We start from the raw sequence: 16,422 nt of genomic DNA on the forward strand, positions 1-16,422 counted from the left end.
ATTGAAGTAGTTGAATGATAGAATTTGGAGAGGAAATCGTAACGGCGCAATTGCTTTCAGGAAATCGAAGGGTCTTGGCGAGAGTGATTTCGAAAATCGAAAATGATGACCCATCCAGTGACGCCATTTTAGGAGTAATTGCCTCTCAAATTGGAAGCGGATATCGAATTGGAATCACGGGGCCTCCGGGTGCGGGTAAGAGCACTTTGACAAGTAAACTTGCGCTAAGCCTGAGTAAAATGGGACATCACGTGGCAATACTTGCGGTTGATCCCACAAGCCCGTTTTCAGGAGGTGCATTGCTTGGCGATCGAGTGAGAATGAATGAGATTTTTACTGATCCGAACATTTTTATCCGCTCAATGGCCACCCGAGGAAGCTTGGGCGGCCTTGCCGAAAAAGCCTCTGAGGTATCGGATGTTATGGAAGCAGCAGGGTTTGACCGCATCTTGATTGAAACGGTGGGTGTGGGTCAATCGGAACTTGATGTTGCTAAAGCTGCAGATACCACCCTTGTCGTTTTGGTTCCGGAATCCGGCGATTCGATACAAGCGATGAAAGCGGGGCTAATGGAAATCGCAGATGTCTTTGTAATGAATAAATCGGACAGACCTGAAAGTGAAAAAGCGGCAGAATCACTCCGCTCAACCCTTGGATTTCGAGATCATGATGAAACCACGTGGATTCCAGAAGTGATTCCTACAAGTGCAAATTCAGGTAAGGGAATCGATGAAGTACTGCATCAAATTGAAAGGCACCGAACATTTTTGAGTGATCGTAATTTGCTTGAATCGAAAAGGCAAAGGAGACACGAGTTATGGATTCGGGAGAAAATTGGCCGGAAACTCTCAGAACGGTTTTGGAGTGTAGAAAACGAAACAGAATTAAAGCGGCTTTTTTTTGAGAAGAAAAATAAATATGAAATCGTTTCTACCCTTTTGAATTCCGAATAGAAAAATGAACGGAATCATAATCGACGACTCCGTTCAAGCCTTCAAAAATTAAGACTAGTAAATGAACGGAAACAAACGTTTCGTGCGGTTCAAGTAATGGCGATACTCCTCACCGAATTTTCGCTCAAGCATCGATTCCTCAATGTTCATCCGGCTTCCGTACCATACGACGCTCACTAAAGCAAAAATCAGAAGAGCAATGAAGGATTGTGTCAGAAGGCAAAACCCAAGAAAGAATAGAATATGACCGGTGTAAATCGGGTGTCTCAAAATTCGGTAAATCCCATCTTGAACAAGTCGATGATCGTTTTTAATGGCTAAGCGATCATAAAACTTTCCTAAAGTGATGGTGGCATGATAGGTCAATGCGGTTGCGATGATCATGAGGGTTATCCCGCCCCAAAAAAAGGGCGACGACGAGACGGATTGGGAAACAGAGCCGCTCAACAAAACCGTTGAGTAGTCATAAATGCCGGTGTAATGAACAGCAATGAGCCCAAAAATTTGAACCATAAAAGCGGCTTTACCTGAGGAGGAATGAACCTGTTCATCATCCTTCCGATCGGCAAGCTTTCCGTGAACGATGCTTCTTCGAATGGTGCCGAAAAAGAAAATCATATAGGAGGAGTATATCAGCCATACGACCGGCATTGTGAAAATCCCGAAAATCCAAGCAGGAAGTAGGATTAGTGCTGCTTGCATTAAGGCAAGAAGCGATATAAGCGAAACAACCCGAAAAATACGGTTCATTGCAAGATGATTTTGATTTATGATTTTAATCCGCGGCTGATATAAAGAACAAACCGGCGTTGAATGGTTTCGCTATGGGAAAGCTCAATGGGTTGTTTTTTTAACCAAGCCTCAAAACGGCGAAGTGATTCAGAAAAAAGCGGCTCCTCTAATTGCCAAGTTTCATTGTAAGTCCGATTTTTCATTTTCTCAAATAAAAGTAAAGGAGACGCTTCTTCTGTCCAAGCAGATGCAATAATTTCAGAGGCGGGTTCCGCGCCAATCAAATGAAGTTCTTGAAAGAGCATCGGCCCGGCAGCGGCTGTAGGCAACATCTCCGGGTTCAGCAAAGCAACAATTTTGCGAAATTCCATTTTCATTTCAGATGCAAAGGCATTAGGTGAAAGCCAATCTCGTCCTTGAATGAATAGTCCTCCCGGCTTAAGCACGCGTTGAACCTCTCGAAGCGAGGTTTTCCAGTTACTGACCAAGTGAAGGACATTGCTTGTAAAAACGGCATCAAAGGAATTTGATGCAAATGGTAAAGTTGTAACATCCCCTTCAACAAGTGTTATTGGTATATTCATTGAAGCCGCGAGTTCGCCGGCTACAGCAAGCATCTCTGGCTCTATATCTAAAGCTGTAACGCGAGCCCCGGCTTTTGCTATGGATACCGATATTCTTCCGGCGCCAGCTCCCATATCCAATAGGTGAGATTCTCTCCCAATCAAATCGCGAATACATTCACCAATTTCAGTTGCCGATTTTTCAGGAATGAAATTTATCGCGTTGTAATGTTTCGCAATTTCTTTGAACGACATTGAAGTGTATATCGCCATAATCCCTCCCGTTTCGATGAATTAAACCCAACTTACTTTACCATCAAAGTGACTTCATTCTTAATGGCATCGCGCTCAAGAGACGCTATACTTGCCGGGCGCAATGAAATCACACATAAAATCATAAAAAAGCCTTCAGCAAGAAAGAATGCAGCATAGCCGATTGGAGCAGAAGAAAAAATACTTGAGCCGATAATAACCTCATATATTAACCCACAAAGTATAAAGCACCCCCCTAATCCAAATGCTTGAGCCATACTCCAAATCCCAAGATACTTTCCGGTTTGACCCTTTACCGTCATGTCAGACATCATCGTAACGGCAGCCATCGTAAAGATGCCGACACAAAAACCATTGATTCCAAAAGAGATGATTGCAAGGGTGAGGTTGAGATAAAGAATAGAGAATGCGATTAAACCGAAACTTAAGGCTGCAAGCATTCCGCCGAATGTTGCAATGCTTTTTTTGTCCCTCATTTCTAAAAGTGCCACAGATTCTTTTTTTCCCAAAAGCTTTGCACCCAAGGCGGCAGTCATTCCCATTCCAAGCGTTACTCCTGTATTAAATAGTTGTTGAAAAATGGAGGAATCGCTCACACTAAGGTGAAAAATTTCAGCACCCATTACCTCTTGAAGTAAATCTTGGGTAAAAATCCCGAAAAAGGAAAGGGAGATAAAAAGAAAAAAGCGTTTGGCCGTTGCATTTTTCAGAAGCATTGAAAGAGAATCCTTAAATGGGTTTTGTTCTCGAGATAATTGACCTGCGGGGAGTGAAACTTGGTTCCCGACTGTTAATTCTCGCAATTCATCTTTTGTAAGCCGCCGTTCTAAGCCAAAGATGCCAAGAAATCCGAGAATAAAGACGATCAAGGGCGAAATGAGATAAAGACTTTGAAGTCGCGATTCTGAAAACTCCGGCATCCACAGCCCAAAAAGCGAAGCCCAAACAACAAGAATTAACGTTTGCCCTGTCCAAGCCGCGGCGAAAACCTTGCTGCGGGTTTCTGCTGTTGTACATTCAGCAATGAGATCAAGGTAAGTATTGGCCATCAACGCAATGCTGAGACCAAAAATGAAAAAAAGAAGAAACATCAACGGAATGGCAAAAAGATTTCCTCCCTTCTGAAACTCAAGCATGAATGGAAGCGGTAAAAGTGAAAAGCTTCCGGTCATAAGCCCAATGAGAAGATATGGACTGCGGCGATATCCAAAAATGGGAAAACGATCGGTCATTTTCCCAAAGAAGGGTTGAAACGGACCAAAAAACGGATACAATCCAATCATCAGCGCAATGAGGAGGGCTGGTAGTTGGTATTCAACAATTGCAACTCGATTAAAATTGACCGTGACTTGCGCAAACATCAAGGCAATCGCAAACTTTGGGAGCATGAATTGAACGGTGACTCGGCTCATAAAGAATAAGGTTTAATCCCCTGTTTCGGCTTCCATCACAATAGTGAGATCTGCCGGTTTTAAGGGTGTTAAATTTTCTGGCATTGAACGATTGGCATCCGTTTGGCCGGTTTGTAACTTAAAGTCAGAAATACTTACTCGTCCTAATAGGTAAACCGAAAGTATCATTAAACAAGATTCAATGAAGAAGATAATGGCATAACCGATTGAGGCTGAAAAAAATGATGTTTCAATAAGGAGCGAAACAAGCGCACCCGCGAGAACCCCTGAAAGCCCGCTTCCTAATGAAGTTGCAAATCCCCACAACCCCATATAAGTGGCGCGTTCTTTTTGAGATGTCATTTCCATCATTGTGGTGAGCGTTCCAATTGTATGAAAACCGGTGAAGAGGCCCAAAAAGAAGAGCGCATGAAACATAAAACGGCTCGATTCACTTAAACTAATAATTGCAAGAAGCAATAAACCAATGGCAGTTCCACCGCTTCCAATTCTTGCAACAGATTGTTTATCAAATCGAAACCAAAGTGAAAGCAAGCCCACCAGCAGCATTGAGCCTAAGACGCCGATTCCCCAAATCGGTTGAAATGAGGAAGTCTCTTTCAATGATAGCCCAAGCACTGCGGCTCCGAAGACTTCGAGAATGGTATCTTGAAGAAAAATGCCGATTGTGCTCCCAACTATAAAGAGGAAAAACAAGCGAGTCGCATTTCCAGTACTGAAAAGTCGCTGAACAAGGCGAATCATATTCTCGCGTTTTATCGAGGGTTCATTAATTGGCTGTACTTTGGGGTTTCTTAGGTCGTATTTTACACGTGGTTCTAGCCCAAGCAAGCCAACGCCACAAGTAAAGAAAACAATCACCGGTGTAATGCTATAGAGCTTTACCAAAGTTTCATGATGATAGACCGGCATCTGATACTTCATCACAACTCCGGAAAGCACAAGGCCTAAAATCATTGTTGTCCAAACCAATGCCACCGCAACCCCCCGCGTTTTATCGGTTGTGATATCTGAGATAAGTGCTAAATGAGCATTACCAGACATTGCAAGCCCAACGCCGAAAACAATAAGCAGAAAAAAGCCACCCAAAAAGCCCCACCAATGGCTTTGGCTCATTGCAAGCATCATTGCCGGAAGAAATAGAAAAATGATGCTGGCAATCATCGATCCAAGAAAAAGATAGGGTGTGCGTTTCATCCTGAAAATTGGAAACCGATCGGCAAGCGAACCAAAGTAAATTTGAAACGGCGAAAGGAAATGATAACACCCTATCATTGAAGTGATAATCACAGCAGGAATGGCAAGCTCATGAATCGATACGCGATTGAAGTTGGCGGTTAGAAGCGCAAACATCCACCCAATTCCAAGCTTAGGCAAGGCTAAGCGTAAGAGATTCAAGGCTTGGTGAGCGACAAGAAGTTTATTTGAAGAAACTGTTTCTGACATAGTTATTGTGTTTTACTCTAATCTCGGATTTCCGATTTGGAAATACATAGAGTACCAAATCGGAAACGTGCCGAATTAGAGACGGTGTGTCAGAGATTAAATTCAAAACCAATGTGAAAACTTCTTCCCGGCATACGGAACTGCTCAAGTTCTTCATACTGCGTATTGGTGAAATTTTGTACAGTTGCCGTAACCTTAAATTGAGAAAGAACTTGATAAGCCGCGGTCAAATCCATCACCAAGAAATCACCCGGGTAATCGGCTTCAGAGAGCGCTAAACGAATTCGACGATACTGCGGTAAATAGCGAGCGCTATACATCATTGAAAGATCATTCCAAGTAAAATTGGCACTTCCGGAAATGTTGTGTTGAGGTCGATAAGGAAGCCAATTGTTGGTTGAATCAGCAGTAACGGCACGAAGCAAATCATTTTTATTTGGGCTCAAATCGCGGGCATCCATAAAATTGTAACCCAATTGAAAGGTCAGTTCATTGATAGGGCGGAAAGTGAGCGCGAATTCAAAACCAAGAATGCGAGCTTCAGCGAAATTTTTGTATTGGAAGATGATATCGCCCACTTGCTTGTTGGGTTTAGCCGGAGAGATATCTTGCGATTCAATCAGATTGGTGTAAAAATTGGCGTAAGTTGAAAAGTCAATTGAAAACTGATTTCCGAATGCTTTATAAACGCCAAATTCGAAACTCGTCATGCGTTCTGCGTCAAGCGTGCCATTTGGAATTCCGGCGAAGATCCCTGCTTCAGTGATAAAGCGCTCGGCAAGCGTTGGCGCTCTAAAACTGCGGCTCACGGAGGCGCGCAGTGCCGATTCGTCATCAAGTTTATAAGTTGCTGCAACTCTTGGGCTAAGCTGCCACAAAGTCGGATGCTCAATTTGAGACACAACCGTCGGGTAGATTGAGCCGTCAGGCTGTGCAGTTGAAAACGGATTAAGAATATCAAGGTATGAAACATCTGTTCGATTCATCAGATGGTTCAAATCAAAACGAATTCCGAAGCTGAATCGAAGGCGTTCACCGAGACTGAAATCATCTTGTATATAAGCCCCAATCGTATAGGACTTATTATTGTAATAAAGCGTGGATTGAACATCGTCTATATATGCATCTATACCGGTTGTAATTTGATGATCAGAAGCAAGCCGGTTCAATTGAATACCAAAGGAAAGGCGCTTAGCATCAGAATTGTTGAATGTATTTGGGTCGTTGGGGTCATACGGCGCGCGTCGGCGTAAGGTGTATTGTTGAAATGGGCCGAACGCTTCGCTAAACTGAGGATAATATTTGATTACAAAGTGATACCTGTAGTATGAGGCGCGTGTTTCAAGTTTCGTGTATTGATCAAAAACCATAACATGTGTAAGCCCGGCAAATTCCATTCCAGATTCTTTTTGATCGTCGGAGAGATAATCATTAGCATCGGCGCTGAGTGCATTGGCTTTTGAGCGCCACGGGTAAACCTGTCCGCCTTCGTTTCGATTAATTAATCCAGAGAATATCAATTGCTGTGTCGGAGTAATCTGATAAGTGAGTTTGAGCTTTAAATCATCCATCAATTGATTTGAATTTTGACGGTAGCCTTCATCACTCATTCGAGAGTAAATAACATTATAGCTGAGATCGCCAATCGTATTTCCGTGTGTAAACATTGTGTTATAGAAATACGGTACTTTCCCATTCGGGTAGTTTCGGGTATTCACAAACGATGGTGGTGCATCATAAAATCCATTTGAAAACCGAACATTAAATGTCATTTCGCTTGGCATTGTCCCAATGACATTGATAATTCCGCCCATTGCACCTGAACCGTAAAGTGAGGATGCCGCACCCTTTACGACTTCAAGTCGGCCAATACCATTCATCATAAAATTTTGCCAATCCACCGAGCCTGCATCGGGAGTATTCATCAAAAAGCCATCATAAAGCATCATCACACGCGTTCCGATTCCGCCGCCCGTCATGCTGTTTGAGCCCCGAATTTGAACGCTGCTTGAGCCAAAGCCTCCCGAGCGGGTAACATCCACGCCGGGGATAGATTCCAAAACTTGATCCAATGAACTGAGCGGCAAAGCATTAATGGCTTGCTCACTGATAACGGTTGTGGTGATTGGAATTTCCAATCGATTCTGCTCATGCTTTGAAGCAGAAACGACAACTTCGGATGCAGAAAAATTTGATTCACTAAGTGTAAAAGTAACGGTTGAAGTTGCGCCACCTTCCAAGTCAAAAACATCTGATATGGGTTCGTATCCTAATGCAGAGATACGAAGGGAAATCTTTCCTGCAGGAGCTTTCGAAATTCGAAATTCCCCACGGATATTGGTGGTTGCGCCTAATGTGGTTCCAAGAATTTTGATCGTTGCCCCAATTATCGGCTCTCCCGATAATGAGGTTACTTTTCCGGTTAGGATGCCGGTTTCGCCGCCTTCCGCCCTTATTTCAGATGAAAGCACGGCAAACGTGGCAAGTGCGAGTAGCCCAAAGGCAATGGTTTTAAACCGATTCATAATTTTCTCCTTGAATGTTCTCTTTAGAAATAATGAAACGGCAACACAACTTTGACATCATTATGCTGCCGTTTCCGGCAGAGAAAAGAGAACAAGTTTTCTGTTGTAATACGGGAAGTGAGAACAAATCCACTTCTCGGAGAACAGATTTATTGAACTGCAGGTAAAGTGATTTGCGGATGCCAGATCATCATATAATTCTGAGCATTCGTCGTTACGCTTGTAGCACCTGAAGCGGTCGTCATTGATGACAGTGTGCTTGAAAGTGTATTATCTGAGTTATAAATACCGACTGAGATATTGTCGTAGGTTCCAAATTGATACGGTACAAAGCCAAGGCCATTAAAGCCGCTGTTTTTTGAAAAAGGAGCAACAGTTGAGGCGACGGGCTTGGTGATTTTAACAAATAAATCAGGTTGAATGCCCGGGCCGGGTGTGACACCCGATTTATAACCAACAACCGCTAAATATTTTCCACCGGTTGGCCATTTTTCAAGTTGATCCACTTTCACGGTTCCAAGAATGGTCATTTGTGATTTTGCTTTGGAAGCGTTGTAAGCATATTCGCCCATTGCAAGGTCAACGGTAAGGTTTGCAACAGTAATGCCGGGAACGGCTTTCACAGGTGTTCCTAAGCCGTTAATGGTTTGTGCGCCATTGTATCCTAAGGCCACTTGGATATCGCCTCCCGGACCGCCACGTGTACCTGCCGGATTGACATAAGTGGGAAGAATGAGATAATAGCTGTTTTCAAGAATGTCAGGTGTTTCAAGTCTGTAGGTATAAACACCATTACTTAATTCTGATATTTGAATTCCGGTGCTGTTTCCGCCGAAAATCTTCGCTGGTGCTGCAATGGCGGCGCCTGCTTCGTTTGAGGGATTCACTGCAATTCGGACATAGCCCGATGGAAATGCAAGTGATGAATCAGATGAATTTGGCCACTTTGCCGGGTCAAATGCAGCCCCTTTATATGTAAAAGTGATGGTTCCGGTTATGACGGTCGGGTCGGTCGGTGCGCCGCCGTTATCTTTACAACCGGTGCTAATCAGCAAAAAGCCGACAAGGGTGAGCAACATTGCTCGTTTTGCCAACGAAATCGTTTGACGGTAATTCATAGTTATTGATTCCTTTCAAGAATTGATTTTGATTAAAAAATAAAGAACAAGGTTGAGCCGTGGTTACTTTTGGAAACCAGCTTCTTGAAAGGTTAGCAGCATAACGCGTTCATTTTAGAAATGCACAGCTAAACCTTATACAAAAGGCAATTTCGGCTCTTTAAAAATTGTTGTATCGCAAAGCGGTGATTCCAAACTCAAAGGCGAAATCGATGATTCGAACTATTGTGTTAAGACTTTAAGTTGGAATAAGATTCGGGCTGGCTATGATCGAAGCGGAATAAGATATTCGTGGAGGTTCATCGGAGAGAAATCGGACAAGAAATCGCTGCTGAAATACCCCTCAAGGCTGCAACTGGGGTGCAAGTCATTTCTCGCTTGTGATAACGCACAAAAAAGATTGACAAGAGACCCAACATCTGCGACAGCTGCGATGGAAACATGAGAATCAGCCCCTTTTTCAATGGCGCTTGATGGAAGTTTGGCAACATTGTTTTGTGAGGTAGAAGCGAAGAGTTCATCATCTGGTTCTTTCGGACGCTCAAAAACAAAATTCTCAATCCCGCGGTGGTAAACCTTACCGCTCGCCGTCTTGATTGTTTTATCTTTTGCCTTTGAAGCATCGGCCAAAGAATGCTTCATAATCGCGTTCCCGCCACTAAGAATCGAAACCCAAAAGAAAATCTGGACTTCAACAAGCTTCCAGATGCTTTTGGCAAATCGGCGGTGGATGTTTTCGCGCTTTGGCATTTTCCCCTAACTTCTTTTCTCTTTACTTCAAAAAGGTGTTCATTTCTTCACCTCACTCAACGAGCATTAACATTCTCAATGGTTCAACCTTTTGACTACAACCAAAAGAGAATATCAATGACCTAACTTCATAACTTCACAAAGTTACTCACAGGAATAACTACAAAGGTTTAGAGATTCAGTGAAAGTTGATGATTTAGGGTTAAATTTAAGTGACGATAAAATCGTGGTTTACAGGGAAAATCGACCGTTTCGTTACTTCGAATCCGCTTTTAACCAGTTTCTCGAAGGATAAAACGGGGAACTTTTTCACAATTCTTGAAAATCTTGGATTAAGAGTTCTGCCGCGAACTTCCCCGAGAGAGTCACCATTGGTGTGCCACCACCCGGATGCGCGCTCCCTGTCGCGATGTACAGCCCTTTCAAATAAGGCGAGCGGTTTCGAGGGCGCAAAAAAGCCGACATCATCCCATTTGACGAAAGGCCATAGATTGAGCCTCGGTGTGAATAAAATTTTTGATAAAGCATTTCGGGCGTCACTTCAGCTTCAAATTCAATCTTCCCCGAAAGCCCAATAAAACCGCGCTTCTCCAGCGATTCATTCACCAAATTCTTGTACAATTTCCCATCTTGCTTCCAATTGTAACGCTCAGAAAGAAACGGCGCATTGATTAAGAGAAACCAATTTTCCGAGCCCTCGGGCGATTGTCCAGCATCGCTATGGCACGACCGAGTGAGATAAATCGTGGGGTCGCTTGGCATAACACCTTGCGTGAAAATTTCTTCGAACTCGTGCTTATAATCTTTTGTGAAAAATATATTGTGATGAGAAAGGTTTGGATAAGTATCCTTTACACCGAGCGTAAGAACATAGCCCGAGCAAGACGCCTCAAGATTTTTCAATCGCTTTGGGGCTTTATCGGTTAATGCCGTGTATGTGTGTATCGCATCATCATTCGAGACGACAGCCAGTGCTTCCAACGTTTCTATCGCCCCGTTTTTTTTGACTTGAACGCCTGTCACAACTTTATTGCGATCAAGAATTGCCGTCACCTCGGCATTGGTTTCAAGTGTAACGCCAAGTTCTAAGGCAAGCTTCAGGTAAGCCTCGGCAAGCCGCTGCATCCCGCCTTTAATATAAAAGCCGCCAAAAGCCAGTTCCACAAATGCAATGACATTGAGGGTTGCGGGTGCGAAATATGGTGAAGAGCCCACATAGGTTGGAAACCGATCGAGAAACTGCACAAAACGAGGATCCGAAAAAAAACGCACGTTGCTTTTATGGACGGTCGAAAGCGCGTCGATTTTGAATAAGTCAATCGGATTTGTTTTAAAAAGGCGTGAAAAAGAAAGTGGGTTGTAAATAAAACTTTCGGCGGTGGCATCATAGATGCGCTTAGCATAATCAAAGTATGGCTTGAGCGCGGGAGCGGCTGAAGGAAAAACACGGGCGACTTCCTCTTCAAACTGAAAGCGATTGCAATATGCCGTAAAGACTGTGCCATCTTGGAAGAAATATCGGCACGACGCCTCAAGTGGAATGAGTTCAAGGTAGTCGGAAAGTTTCCTGCCCGCCGCCGCAAAAAGAGATTCAAAAACGAAGGGCATTGTGATAAGTGTTGGGCCTAAATCAAACCGGTAGCCATTTGGCGAGCGAAGTTCTTGCATTTTTCCGCCCACAGTTGCATTTTTTTCAATAATGGTTACATCAAAGCCTTTCGCTGCCAAATGAATGGCTGCTGAAAGTCCGCCCAATCCTGCGCCAATGACAATAACTTTTTTGGAGGATGCCACAGTTAGTCGCCTTCTTCTTCCCAATCGTTATTTAAGATGATTCGGGTATTGGGAACAATAATGGCTTCATTTTCCTCTCGATCCCAATCCGAATCGTTCAAAATGGGGTTAATTGGGGTTTGATCAAAGTAAAGCTGCCGCCGAAGTGCGAGCTTTAGCTTATCGGTGTACTCTTCTTTAGAAATTTCGATTGCACCAAACCGTTTCACATTGTCATTAATGTATTGCGAATCCAAGAGTTCATATTGGCGCTCTTTCAGCCGGGAGATAAGAAAATCAAACGCGACTTTGCTTGCATTGGGGACACGGTAAAACATTGATTCGCCAAAAAACGCCGCCCCGATTGAAATCCCATAAAGCCCACCGGCAAGCTCACCATTATAATACGATTCAATGCTATGCGCATAACCGGCTTTGTGAAGCTCGGTATAAACTTCAATCATTTCATCCGAAATCCAAGTGCCGTAGCCATCGCCGCGTTCACTAGCACAGGCGCGCATCACGGCTTCAAAATTGGTGTTCACCCGAATTTCAAAAGTGGATTTTTTTATCACTTGCCGAAGCGAGCGCGGGGCATGATAATTTTCAAGTGGAATAATGGCGCGTTTGAGTGGGAAATACCAACGGATGATGCCGTTTTCAGAATCGGCCATTGGGAAAACCCCAATAGTATAACCGTATAGAACTAAATCCGGCGTGAGTGCCGGAGCAGGTTGTGGTATTTTCATTCGTAGCGATGTCTCGATAAAAATATGGTAAAATGATTGAAACCAAGAACACTAAAAGAAGATAATCTTCGAATGTAAATCGATTTTGAGAATAAAAATAAAGATTTCTTTTGATGTGGCTTGGGGATAAGCTGATGCATAACCTAAGGATGACTCCATTTCATTTAAGCCTTAAGTGCGGTGAAATGAGAAGAAGGACAAAGAAGGGAATAGATACTTATTTTGTGTGTAAAGCAACTTTAACATTGAGAAAATTAGTAAAAATATGATTAAATAAACTTTAACATTGTATATTTACAATTCCACAAAGTGTTAATCGTTATGAATGGATATAAAGGCAAAAGAAAAGGAAGTTGCCTCTTTCCTTAAGAACTTTAAGGAAAAGATGAAAGTATGGGATGTGCTCTTCCGCGACGAAAGAGGCAAGAATGCCCAAGCCCTTTTAGACTTGGAGCTACGCCCAATTGAGCGAAACAAGGTACTTGAAAATCTCTATATAAACGATTACTCCGAAGGGCCTTTCTCCGATACGCTCTACCACGGAGCAGATATGTGGGTTTTTGGGAAAGAGGTAAAGAAAAAAGAAGTTTACATCAAAATCACAATGGGTCAACACGGGAGAAGTGTCATCTGTATTTCATTTCATGAAGCGGAGCACAAAATGAAGTACCCATTAAAGTAACACTGTATATGAAAAGTCCAATTACAGGGAAAGAAATGACCTTAAAGAAAGAAAAAAGGTCTATGGAATTTCGCAAGGAAAAAATTGAGATTGTATATCATTATTACAAATGTGAGGATAGTGGAGAGCAGTTTACCACCACGGCATTGGATGAATTGAATATCAATCAAGTTCATAACCGATACCGCGAAAAATTCAACATTCCGTTCCCTGAAGAAATCGCCGGAATACGTGAAAAGTATGGGTTATCGGCTGTTAAAATGTCTGAAGTGTTAGGGTTTGGCGTGAACGGCTATCGCCAATACGAAGCGGGAGAAATCCCAAGCATTGCCAATGCAAAGATTATACAGATGGTAGATGATAGTACATACTTTACTAAAATGGTGGAACTATCAACAACCCTAAGTAGTGAAATCAAATTGAAAGTTTGCCAACGGGCACGGCAAATTTCAGAGCTAAAAGATCAAAATCGCGGTTTCGAGGCGTTTCAAGAATATATGCTTGGAAAAGCAAAGCCCGACACGTTTTCAGGCTACAAAATCCCTTCTCTTGAAAAAATCGCGCAGATGATTTCTTATTTCGCAAAGGAAATGCAGCCCTATAAAACCAAGCTGAATAAACTGCTTTTCTATGCCGATTTTCTCATGTATAAAGAAAGCGGTTTTTCCATCAGTGGTATGCGCTATAAAGCGATTGATATGGGGCCTGTGCCCGGTAACTTCCAAAGCATTTATGAATATTTAGCCAATCAAGGAGAAATTGACATTTTAAGCCAAGAATTCCCTAATGGCAAAACGGGCGAACAGTTTATACCAAAAAGAGAAAACCCGTTCAAAGCAGACTTATTTACCGAAAAAGAAATAAGAGTATTAGAGAAAGTGGCAAAAACATTCCGAAAAACAACAACTCAAGAAATGATTGAGTTAAGCCATTCAGAGGAAGCGTGGAAAGCCAATGAGAAAATTAAAGCGAAAATTCATTACGATTATGCGTTTGAATTAAACCTTAGCTAACAAACTAAAATTTAATAAACTACTACCCCTTTAACACGCGAAACCCAAAAAAACTTCGAAGAGATCGTTAATCAAGAGTTCGATAAGGCAGGTGTTACGCGCCTCTCGAAATGGCATCTCGATGTGGTCTATCGAACCAATACCGCAATTGCTTACAGTGGCGGCCAAACGGCACGCTACGGCCAACTTAAAAGCGAGTTCCCGTTTTGGCGTTACTCCGCCATCAAAGATCGGCGCACACGGCCCTCACACCGGCGGCTCGATGGAAAGATTTTCAAGAATGGTGATTTCCGCTTCTGGCCGCCGCTCGGCTACAATTGCCGCTGCGAAGCCATTCCGATCACCGCCCGCGAAGCCGCCGAAAAAGGCTTCACCGCTCCCGACCCGGTAACACCGGAAGAGCAAAGCGCACTCCGAAACGCCGAGTTTATTGGGAACAAGAACTCTAAGTTTATGAGCTGGCTTGAGAAGAAAAACCTTTCTCCCGAAGCCAAGAAAAAGGTCGATATGTTTTTGATGACCTTAATGAGCGACCTTAACCCTAAAATGCCGGTTGCAGTAAAGAAGGTTTATGAGGAACTCAAAGCAACAGGTGAGTTTATTGAAGTGAAATCATCAAGCTCTAGCACTTTCATTCTTCAACATAAAAGAGCGCAAAAGAAAGATTTACCCTTAAACCTTGACGCTTCAAGAAGACTCAGTGAAAATGGTTATAACGTGATAATCCGAGCGCACATCGAAAACAAAGGTAAACAGCCCGAATTCGAGATCATAAATAGTGAAGGTAAGCGTTTCATTTCTGACTTAAAGACCCCTAACCCTAAAGAGTATAAAAGCCTTGTATCTTCAATTAAAAATCAATTTGCTTCAGCTGAGAAGCAAAAAATCAATCATCTGGTTGTTGATATAATTGACCCAAATGCAGATAACTTCAATATTGAAAAAGGTATTGAAGATGGCTTCAAAAACAATAGATTTATTAATACAGTAATAATTCTGAAAGGAGAGAAATCGGTTCAGATTACAAGGGATCAGTTTTTGAAGCAGGTAGTAAATAAGGAGATTAAGAGAAAATTATGAACGCAGGACGGAGTAAGTGCGCTGCCTTACTCCCGGACCCGAGTTCCATAATCCCACATTCATTTCAAAGATACAACTTATTTCACGAAACAAAAAAGGAGGCCTAAAGCCTCCTTTTTCTTCCCATAAAGCCACCTTTACGGTTTCTCATGAACGATTGCCTCCACAAGCTCCTGAACACTCTCCAACTTATTCTGAATGATATTTATCAGTACAAAGTAATTCGATGTATTGGGATTAACTTGGCTGTTGGTTATCGCATCTCGCAGCACCACCAAAAGGTCAATCGTTTCATTGATATCATCTTGAATTCTCAGCGAGCTTGACGAGCGATTATCAAAAGAGCTTTTATTGAAGTCCTCTCCTTGCGAGCTCGTCGAGCTCATTAAATCGAGAGGATTTAGGTGAGGTCTATTCATCGCGCACCTCCTTTTAAGTGTTTAATTGCATCCTTTTTTCTTGACCAAAAGGTTTCATTGCTTTCACTTCCATTAAGTGTGTAAGCAAACCAACCGCCACATTCAGCTTTTTCTATATCACCAACTAAGCGGCCATTCACATAAATAAAAACTCTCATCGCGCACCTCCCATCAGTTTTGATGCAATCCGGGTTCGAAGCGCGGTATCGCGAATCAAACACACATCACTCATAATATCAAGCATCCTCTCCGGCGTGAGCCGGTTATGCTTCGGCTTTGCCATTATTACGCCCTCGCCAAGCGAGCCTATCGCGCTCGCTGAATTGGAGAGGGTTGGGGTGAGGTTACGTTTGCGGATACTCGCAACAACCTCAGCCACCACATCCGTAAACCGCTCCGCCTCCGGCTTCCGCGATCGGAACGCCAACTTGTAAACCGCTTGCTCGGAAATATGCCAAGTTTTTTGTACTCCGCCGGGGGTGATTATTTCGCACCCCCTTTTCCAATCTTGTTTAATTTGTGATAAAATGTCTCCACCCCAAGTAATATCAAGAGCGGAGCAAACATCTTTTGCAACAAACCAAGTTTGGTTATGCTCATCGATGTGGTAGCGAACAGATTTGTCGCCAAAAGGCAGGAAAGAAACAGAAGTGTTATTCATAATGATTCGAACGATTAATAAAGCCTAACCTTGTTCCAGCTCATTAGAAGCTGTGCGAGCCTCACGGTCATCGCAGGGGTTAGGCGAAACGATTTAGTTCAGCAACGCCCTAAATGAAGCCCTTGCATTTAAAATGCAAAAGCCGCATACGGAGCGGATTGCCGCTAATGATTTGAACGGCGGCAATTTGCTGAATTTTCCAATAACTTCAAAGAACAATCTTCAACTCTTAACTCTTAACTGGCTATCTCAACAACGCTTCAATCGCCGCGT

At 43.0% G+C, this 16,422-nt stretch carries 16 protein-coding genes; 4 read left to right on the forward strand and 12 right to left on the reverse strand.

The annotated features are described in order from the left end of the window. Nucleotides 1-14: 14 nt before the first annotated feature. Complete coding sequence (gene meaB, locus SFU91_13015) at nucleotides 15-953, forward strand: methylmalonyl Co-A mutase-associated GTPase MeaB (GenBank protein MDX2129946.1); 939 nt, start codon at nucleotides 15-17, stop codon at nucleotides 951-953. Between the two features lie 54 nt (nucleotides 954-1,007). On the opposite strand, the gene SFU91_13020 is transcribed toward meaB, so the two are convergent. The 9 genes from SFU91_13020 to aat all read right to left on the reverse strand — a co-directional run bounded on the left by SFU91_13020 (nucleotide 1,008) and on the right by aat (nucleotide 12,294). Beyond that, entirely contained in the window at nucleotides 1,008-1,703 is a 696-nt protein-coding gene (locus SFU91_13020) for an isoprenylcysteine carboxylmethyltransferase family protein (protein MDX2129947.1), read from the reverse strand. Between the two features lie 17 nt (nucleotides 1,704-1,720). After that, nucleotides 1,721-2,521, reverse strand: coding sequence for a class I SAM-dependent methyltransferase (locus tag SFU91_13025; protein ID MDX2129948.1), 801 nt, complete (start codon nucleotides 2,519-2,521; stop codon nucleotides 1,721-1,723). Between the two features lie 32 nt (nucleotides 2,522-2,553). Continuing rightward, nucleotides 2,554-3,933: an MFS transporter gene (locus SFU91_13030; protein ID MDX2129949.1), complete on the reverse strand. Its 1,380-nt coding sequence runs from the start codon at nucleotides 3,931-3,933 to the stop codon at nucleotides 2,554-2,556. A gap of 12 nt (nucleotides 3,934-3,945) precedes the next feature. Further along, nucleotides 3,946-5,379, reverse strand: coding sequence for a BCD family MFS transporter (locus SFU91_13035; protein MDX2129950.1), 1,434 nt, complete (start codon nucleotides 5,377-5,379; stop codon nucleotides 3,946-3,948). An 89-nt stretch (nucleotides 5,380-5,468) separates the two neighbouring features. Next, nucleotides 5,469-7,904 carry a TonB-dependent receptor gene (locus tag SFU91_13040; protein ID MDX2129951.1) on the reverse strand — a complete coding sequence of 812 codons (2,436 nt, stop codon included), beginning with the start codon at nucleotides 7,902-7,904 and terminating at the stop codon, nucleotides 5,469-5,471. Nucleotides 7,905-8,053: 149 nt separating this feature from the next. After that, nucleotides 8,054-9,022, reverse strand: coding sequence for a hypothetical protein (locus SFU91_13045; GenBank protein ID MDX2129952.1), 969 nt, complete (start codon nucleotides 9,020-9,022; stop codon nucleotides 8,054-8,056). A gap of 264 nt (nucleotides 9,023-9,286) precedes the next feature. Then, nucleotides 9,287-9,772 carry a hypothetical protein gene (locus SFU91_13050; GenBank protein MDX2129953.1) on the reverse strand — a complete coding sequence of 162 codons (486 nt, stop codon included), beginning with the start codon at nucleotides 9,770-9,772 and terminating at the stop codon, nucleotides 9,287-9,289. Between the two features lie 309 nt (nucleotides 9,773-10,081). Further along, on the reverse strand, nucleotides 10,082-11,566 hold the full coding sequence (crtI, locus tag SFU91_13055) for a phytoene desaturase family protein (protein ID MDX2129954.1): 1,485 nt from the start codon (nucleotides 11,564-11,566) through the stop codon (nucleotides 10,082-10,084). 2 nt (nucleotides 11,567-11,568) lie between these two features. After that, nucleotides 11,569-12,294, reverse strand: a complete 726-nt coding sequence (gene aat, locus SFU91_13060; GenBank protein ID MDX2129955.1) for a leucyl/phenylalanyl-tRNA--protein transferase — start codon at nucleotides 12,292-12,294, stop codon at nucleotides 11,569-11,571. 325 nt (nucleotides 12,295-12,619) lie between these two features. On the opposite strand from aat, the gene SFU91_13065 reads away from it, so the two are divergent. From SFU91_13065 to SFU91_13075, 3 genes are all read left to right on the forward strand, one after another. Further along, complete coding sequence (locus SFU91_13065) at nucleotides 12,620-12,976, forward strand: toxin (protein MDX2129956.1); 357 nt, start codon at nucleotides 12,620-12,622, stop codon at nucleotides 12,974-12,976. Nucleotides 12,977-12,984: 8 nt separating this feature from the next. Further along, nucleotides 12,985-13,989, forward strand: a complete 1,005-nt coding sequence (locus SFU91_13070) for a DUF4065 domain-containing protein (GenBank protein MDX2129957.1) — start codon at nucleotides 12,985-12,987, stop codon at nucleotides 13,987-13,989. A 63-nt stretch (nucleotides 13,990-14,052) separates the two neighbouring features. Next, nucleotides 14,053-15,069 (forward strand): phage minor head protein, encoded by a 1,017-nt coding sequence (locus tag SFU91_13075; GenBank protein ID MDX2129958.1) that lies wholly within the window; start codon nucleotides 14,053-14,055, stop codon nucleotides 15,067-15,069. A gap of 137 nt (nucleotides 15,070-15,206) precedes the next feature. Here the strand turns inward: SFU91_13075 and SFU91_13080 are convergent, their stop codons facing one another. Genes SFU91_13080 through SFU91_13090 form a run of 3 tightly spaced genes read right to left on the reverse strand, consistent with a single transcriptional unit; the run spans nucleotide 15,207 to nucleotide 16,149 of the window. Further along, a complete protein-coding gene (locus SFU91_13080) occupies nucleotides 15,207-15,488 on the reverse strand; it encodes a hypothetical protein (GenBank protein MDX2129959.1) in 282 nt (93 codons plus the stop codon). Further along, complete coding sequence (locus tag SFU91_13085) at nucleotides 15,485-15,646, reverse strand: hypothetical protein (protein ID MDX2129960.1); 162 nt, start codon at nucleotides 15,644-15,646, stop codon at nucleotides 15,485-15,487. Before SFU91_13085 ends, SFU91_13080 begins: the two co-directional genes overlap by 4 nt. Then, nucleotides 15,643-16,149: a Bro-N domain-containing protein gene (locus tag SFU91_13090; GenBank protein ID MDX2129961.1), complete on the reverse strand. Its 507-nt coding sequence runs from the start codon at nucleotides 16,147-16,149 to the stop codon at nucleotides 15,643-15,645. Before SFU91_13090 ends, SFU91_13085 begins: the two co-directional genes overlap by 4 nt. Between the last annotated feature and the right edge of the window lie 273 nt (nucleotides 16,150-16,422).

This window comes from Chloroherpetonaceae bacterium (assembly GCA_033763895.1).
GTDB lineage: Bacteria > Bacteroidota > Chlorobiia > Chlorobiales > Thermochlorobacteraceae > JANRJQ01.

Excerpts from the sequence above, each read along its gene's own strand:
- aat (MDX2129955.1), bottom strand. The coding sequence starts at position 12,294 with ATGAAAATACCACAACCTGCTCCGGCACTCACGCCGGATTTAGTTCTA.
- SFU91_13090 (MDX2129961.1), bottom strand. The coding sequence starts at position 16,149 with ATGAATAACACTTCTGTTTCTTTCCTGCCTTTTGGCGACAAATCTGTT.
- SFU91_13065 (MDX2129956.1), top strand. The coding sequence starts at position 12,620 with ATGGATATAAAGGCAAAAGAAAAGGAAGTTGCCTCTTTCCTTAAGAAC.
- SFU91_13050 (MDX2129953.1), bottom strand. The coding sequence starts at position 9,772 with ATGCCAAAGCGCGAAAACATCCACCGCCGATTTGCCAAAAGCATCTGG.
- SFU91_13040 (MDX2129951.1), bottom strand. The coding sequence starts at position 7,904 with ATGAATCGGTTTAAAACCATTGCCTTTGGGCTACTCGCACTTGCCACG.
- SFU91_13025 (MDX2129948.1), bottom strand. The coding sequence starts at position 2,521 with ATGGCGATATACACTTCAATGTCGTTCAAAGAAATTGCGAAACATTAC.
- SFU91_13070 (MDX2129957.1), top strand. The coding sequence starts at position 12,985 with ATGAAAAGTCCAATTACAGGGAAAGAAATGACCTTAAAGAAAGAAAAA.
- SFU91_13080 (MDX2129959.1), bottom strand. The coding sequence starts at position 15,488 with ATGAATAGACCTCACCTAAATCCTCTCGATTTAATGAGCTCGACGAGC.
- SFU91_13035 (MDX2129950.1), bottom strand. The coding sequence starts at position 5,379 with ATGTCAGAAACAGTTTCTTCAAATAAACTTCTTGTCGCTCACCAAGCC.
- SFU91_13045 (MDX2129952.1), bottom strand. The coding sequence starts at position 9,022 with ATGAATTACCGTCAAACGATTTCGTTGGCAAAACGAGCAATGTTGCTC.
- SFU91_13020 (MDX2129947.1), bottom strand. The coding sequence starts at position 1,703 with ATGAACCGTATTTTTCGGGTTGTTTCGCTTATATCGCTTCTTGCCTTA.
- SFU91_13030 (MDX2129949.1), bottom strand. The coding sequence starts at position 3,933 with ATGAGCCGAGTCACCGTTCAATTCATGCTCCCAAAGTTTGCGATTGCC.
- SFU91_13085 (MDX2129960.1), bottom strand. The coding sequence starts at position 15,646 with ATGAGAGTTTTTATTTATGTGAATGGCCGCTTAGTTGGTGATATAGAA.
- meaB (MDX2129946.1), top strand. The coding sequence starts at position 15 with ATGATAGAATTTGGAGAGGAAATCGTAACGGCGCAATTGCTTTCAGGA.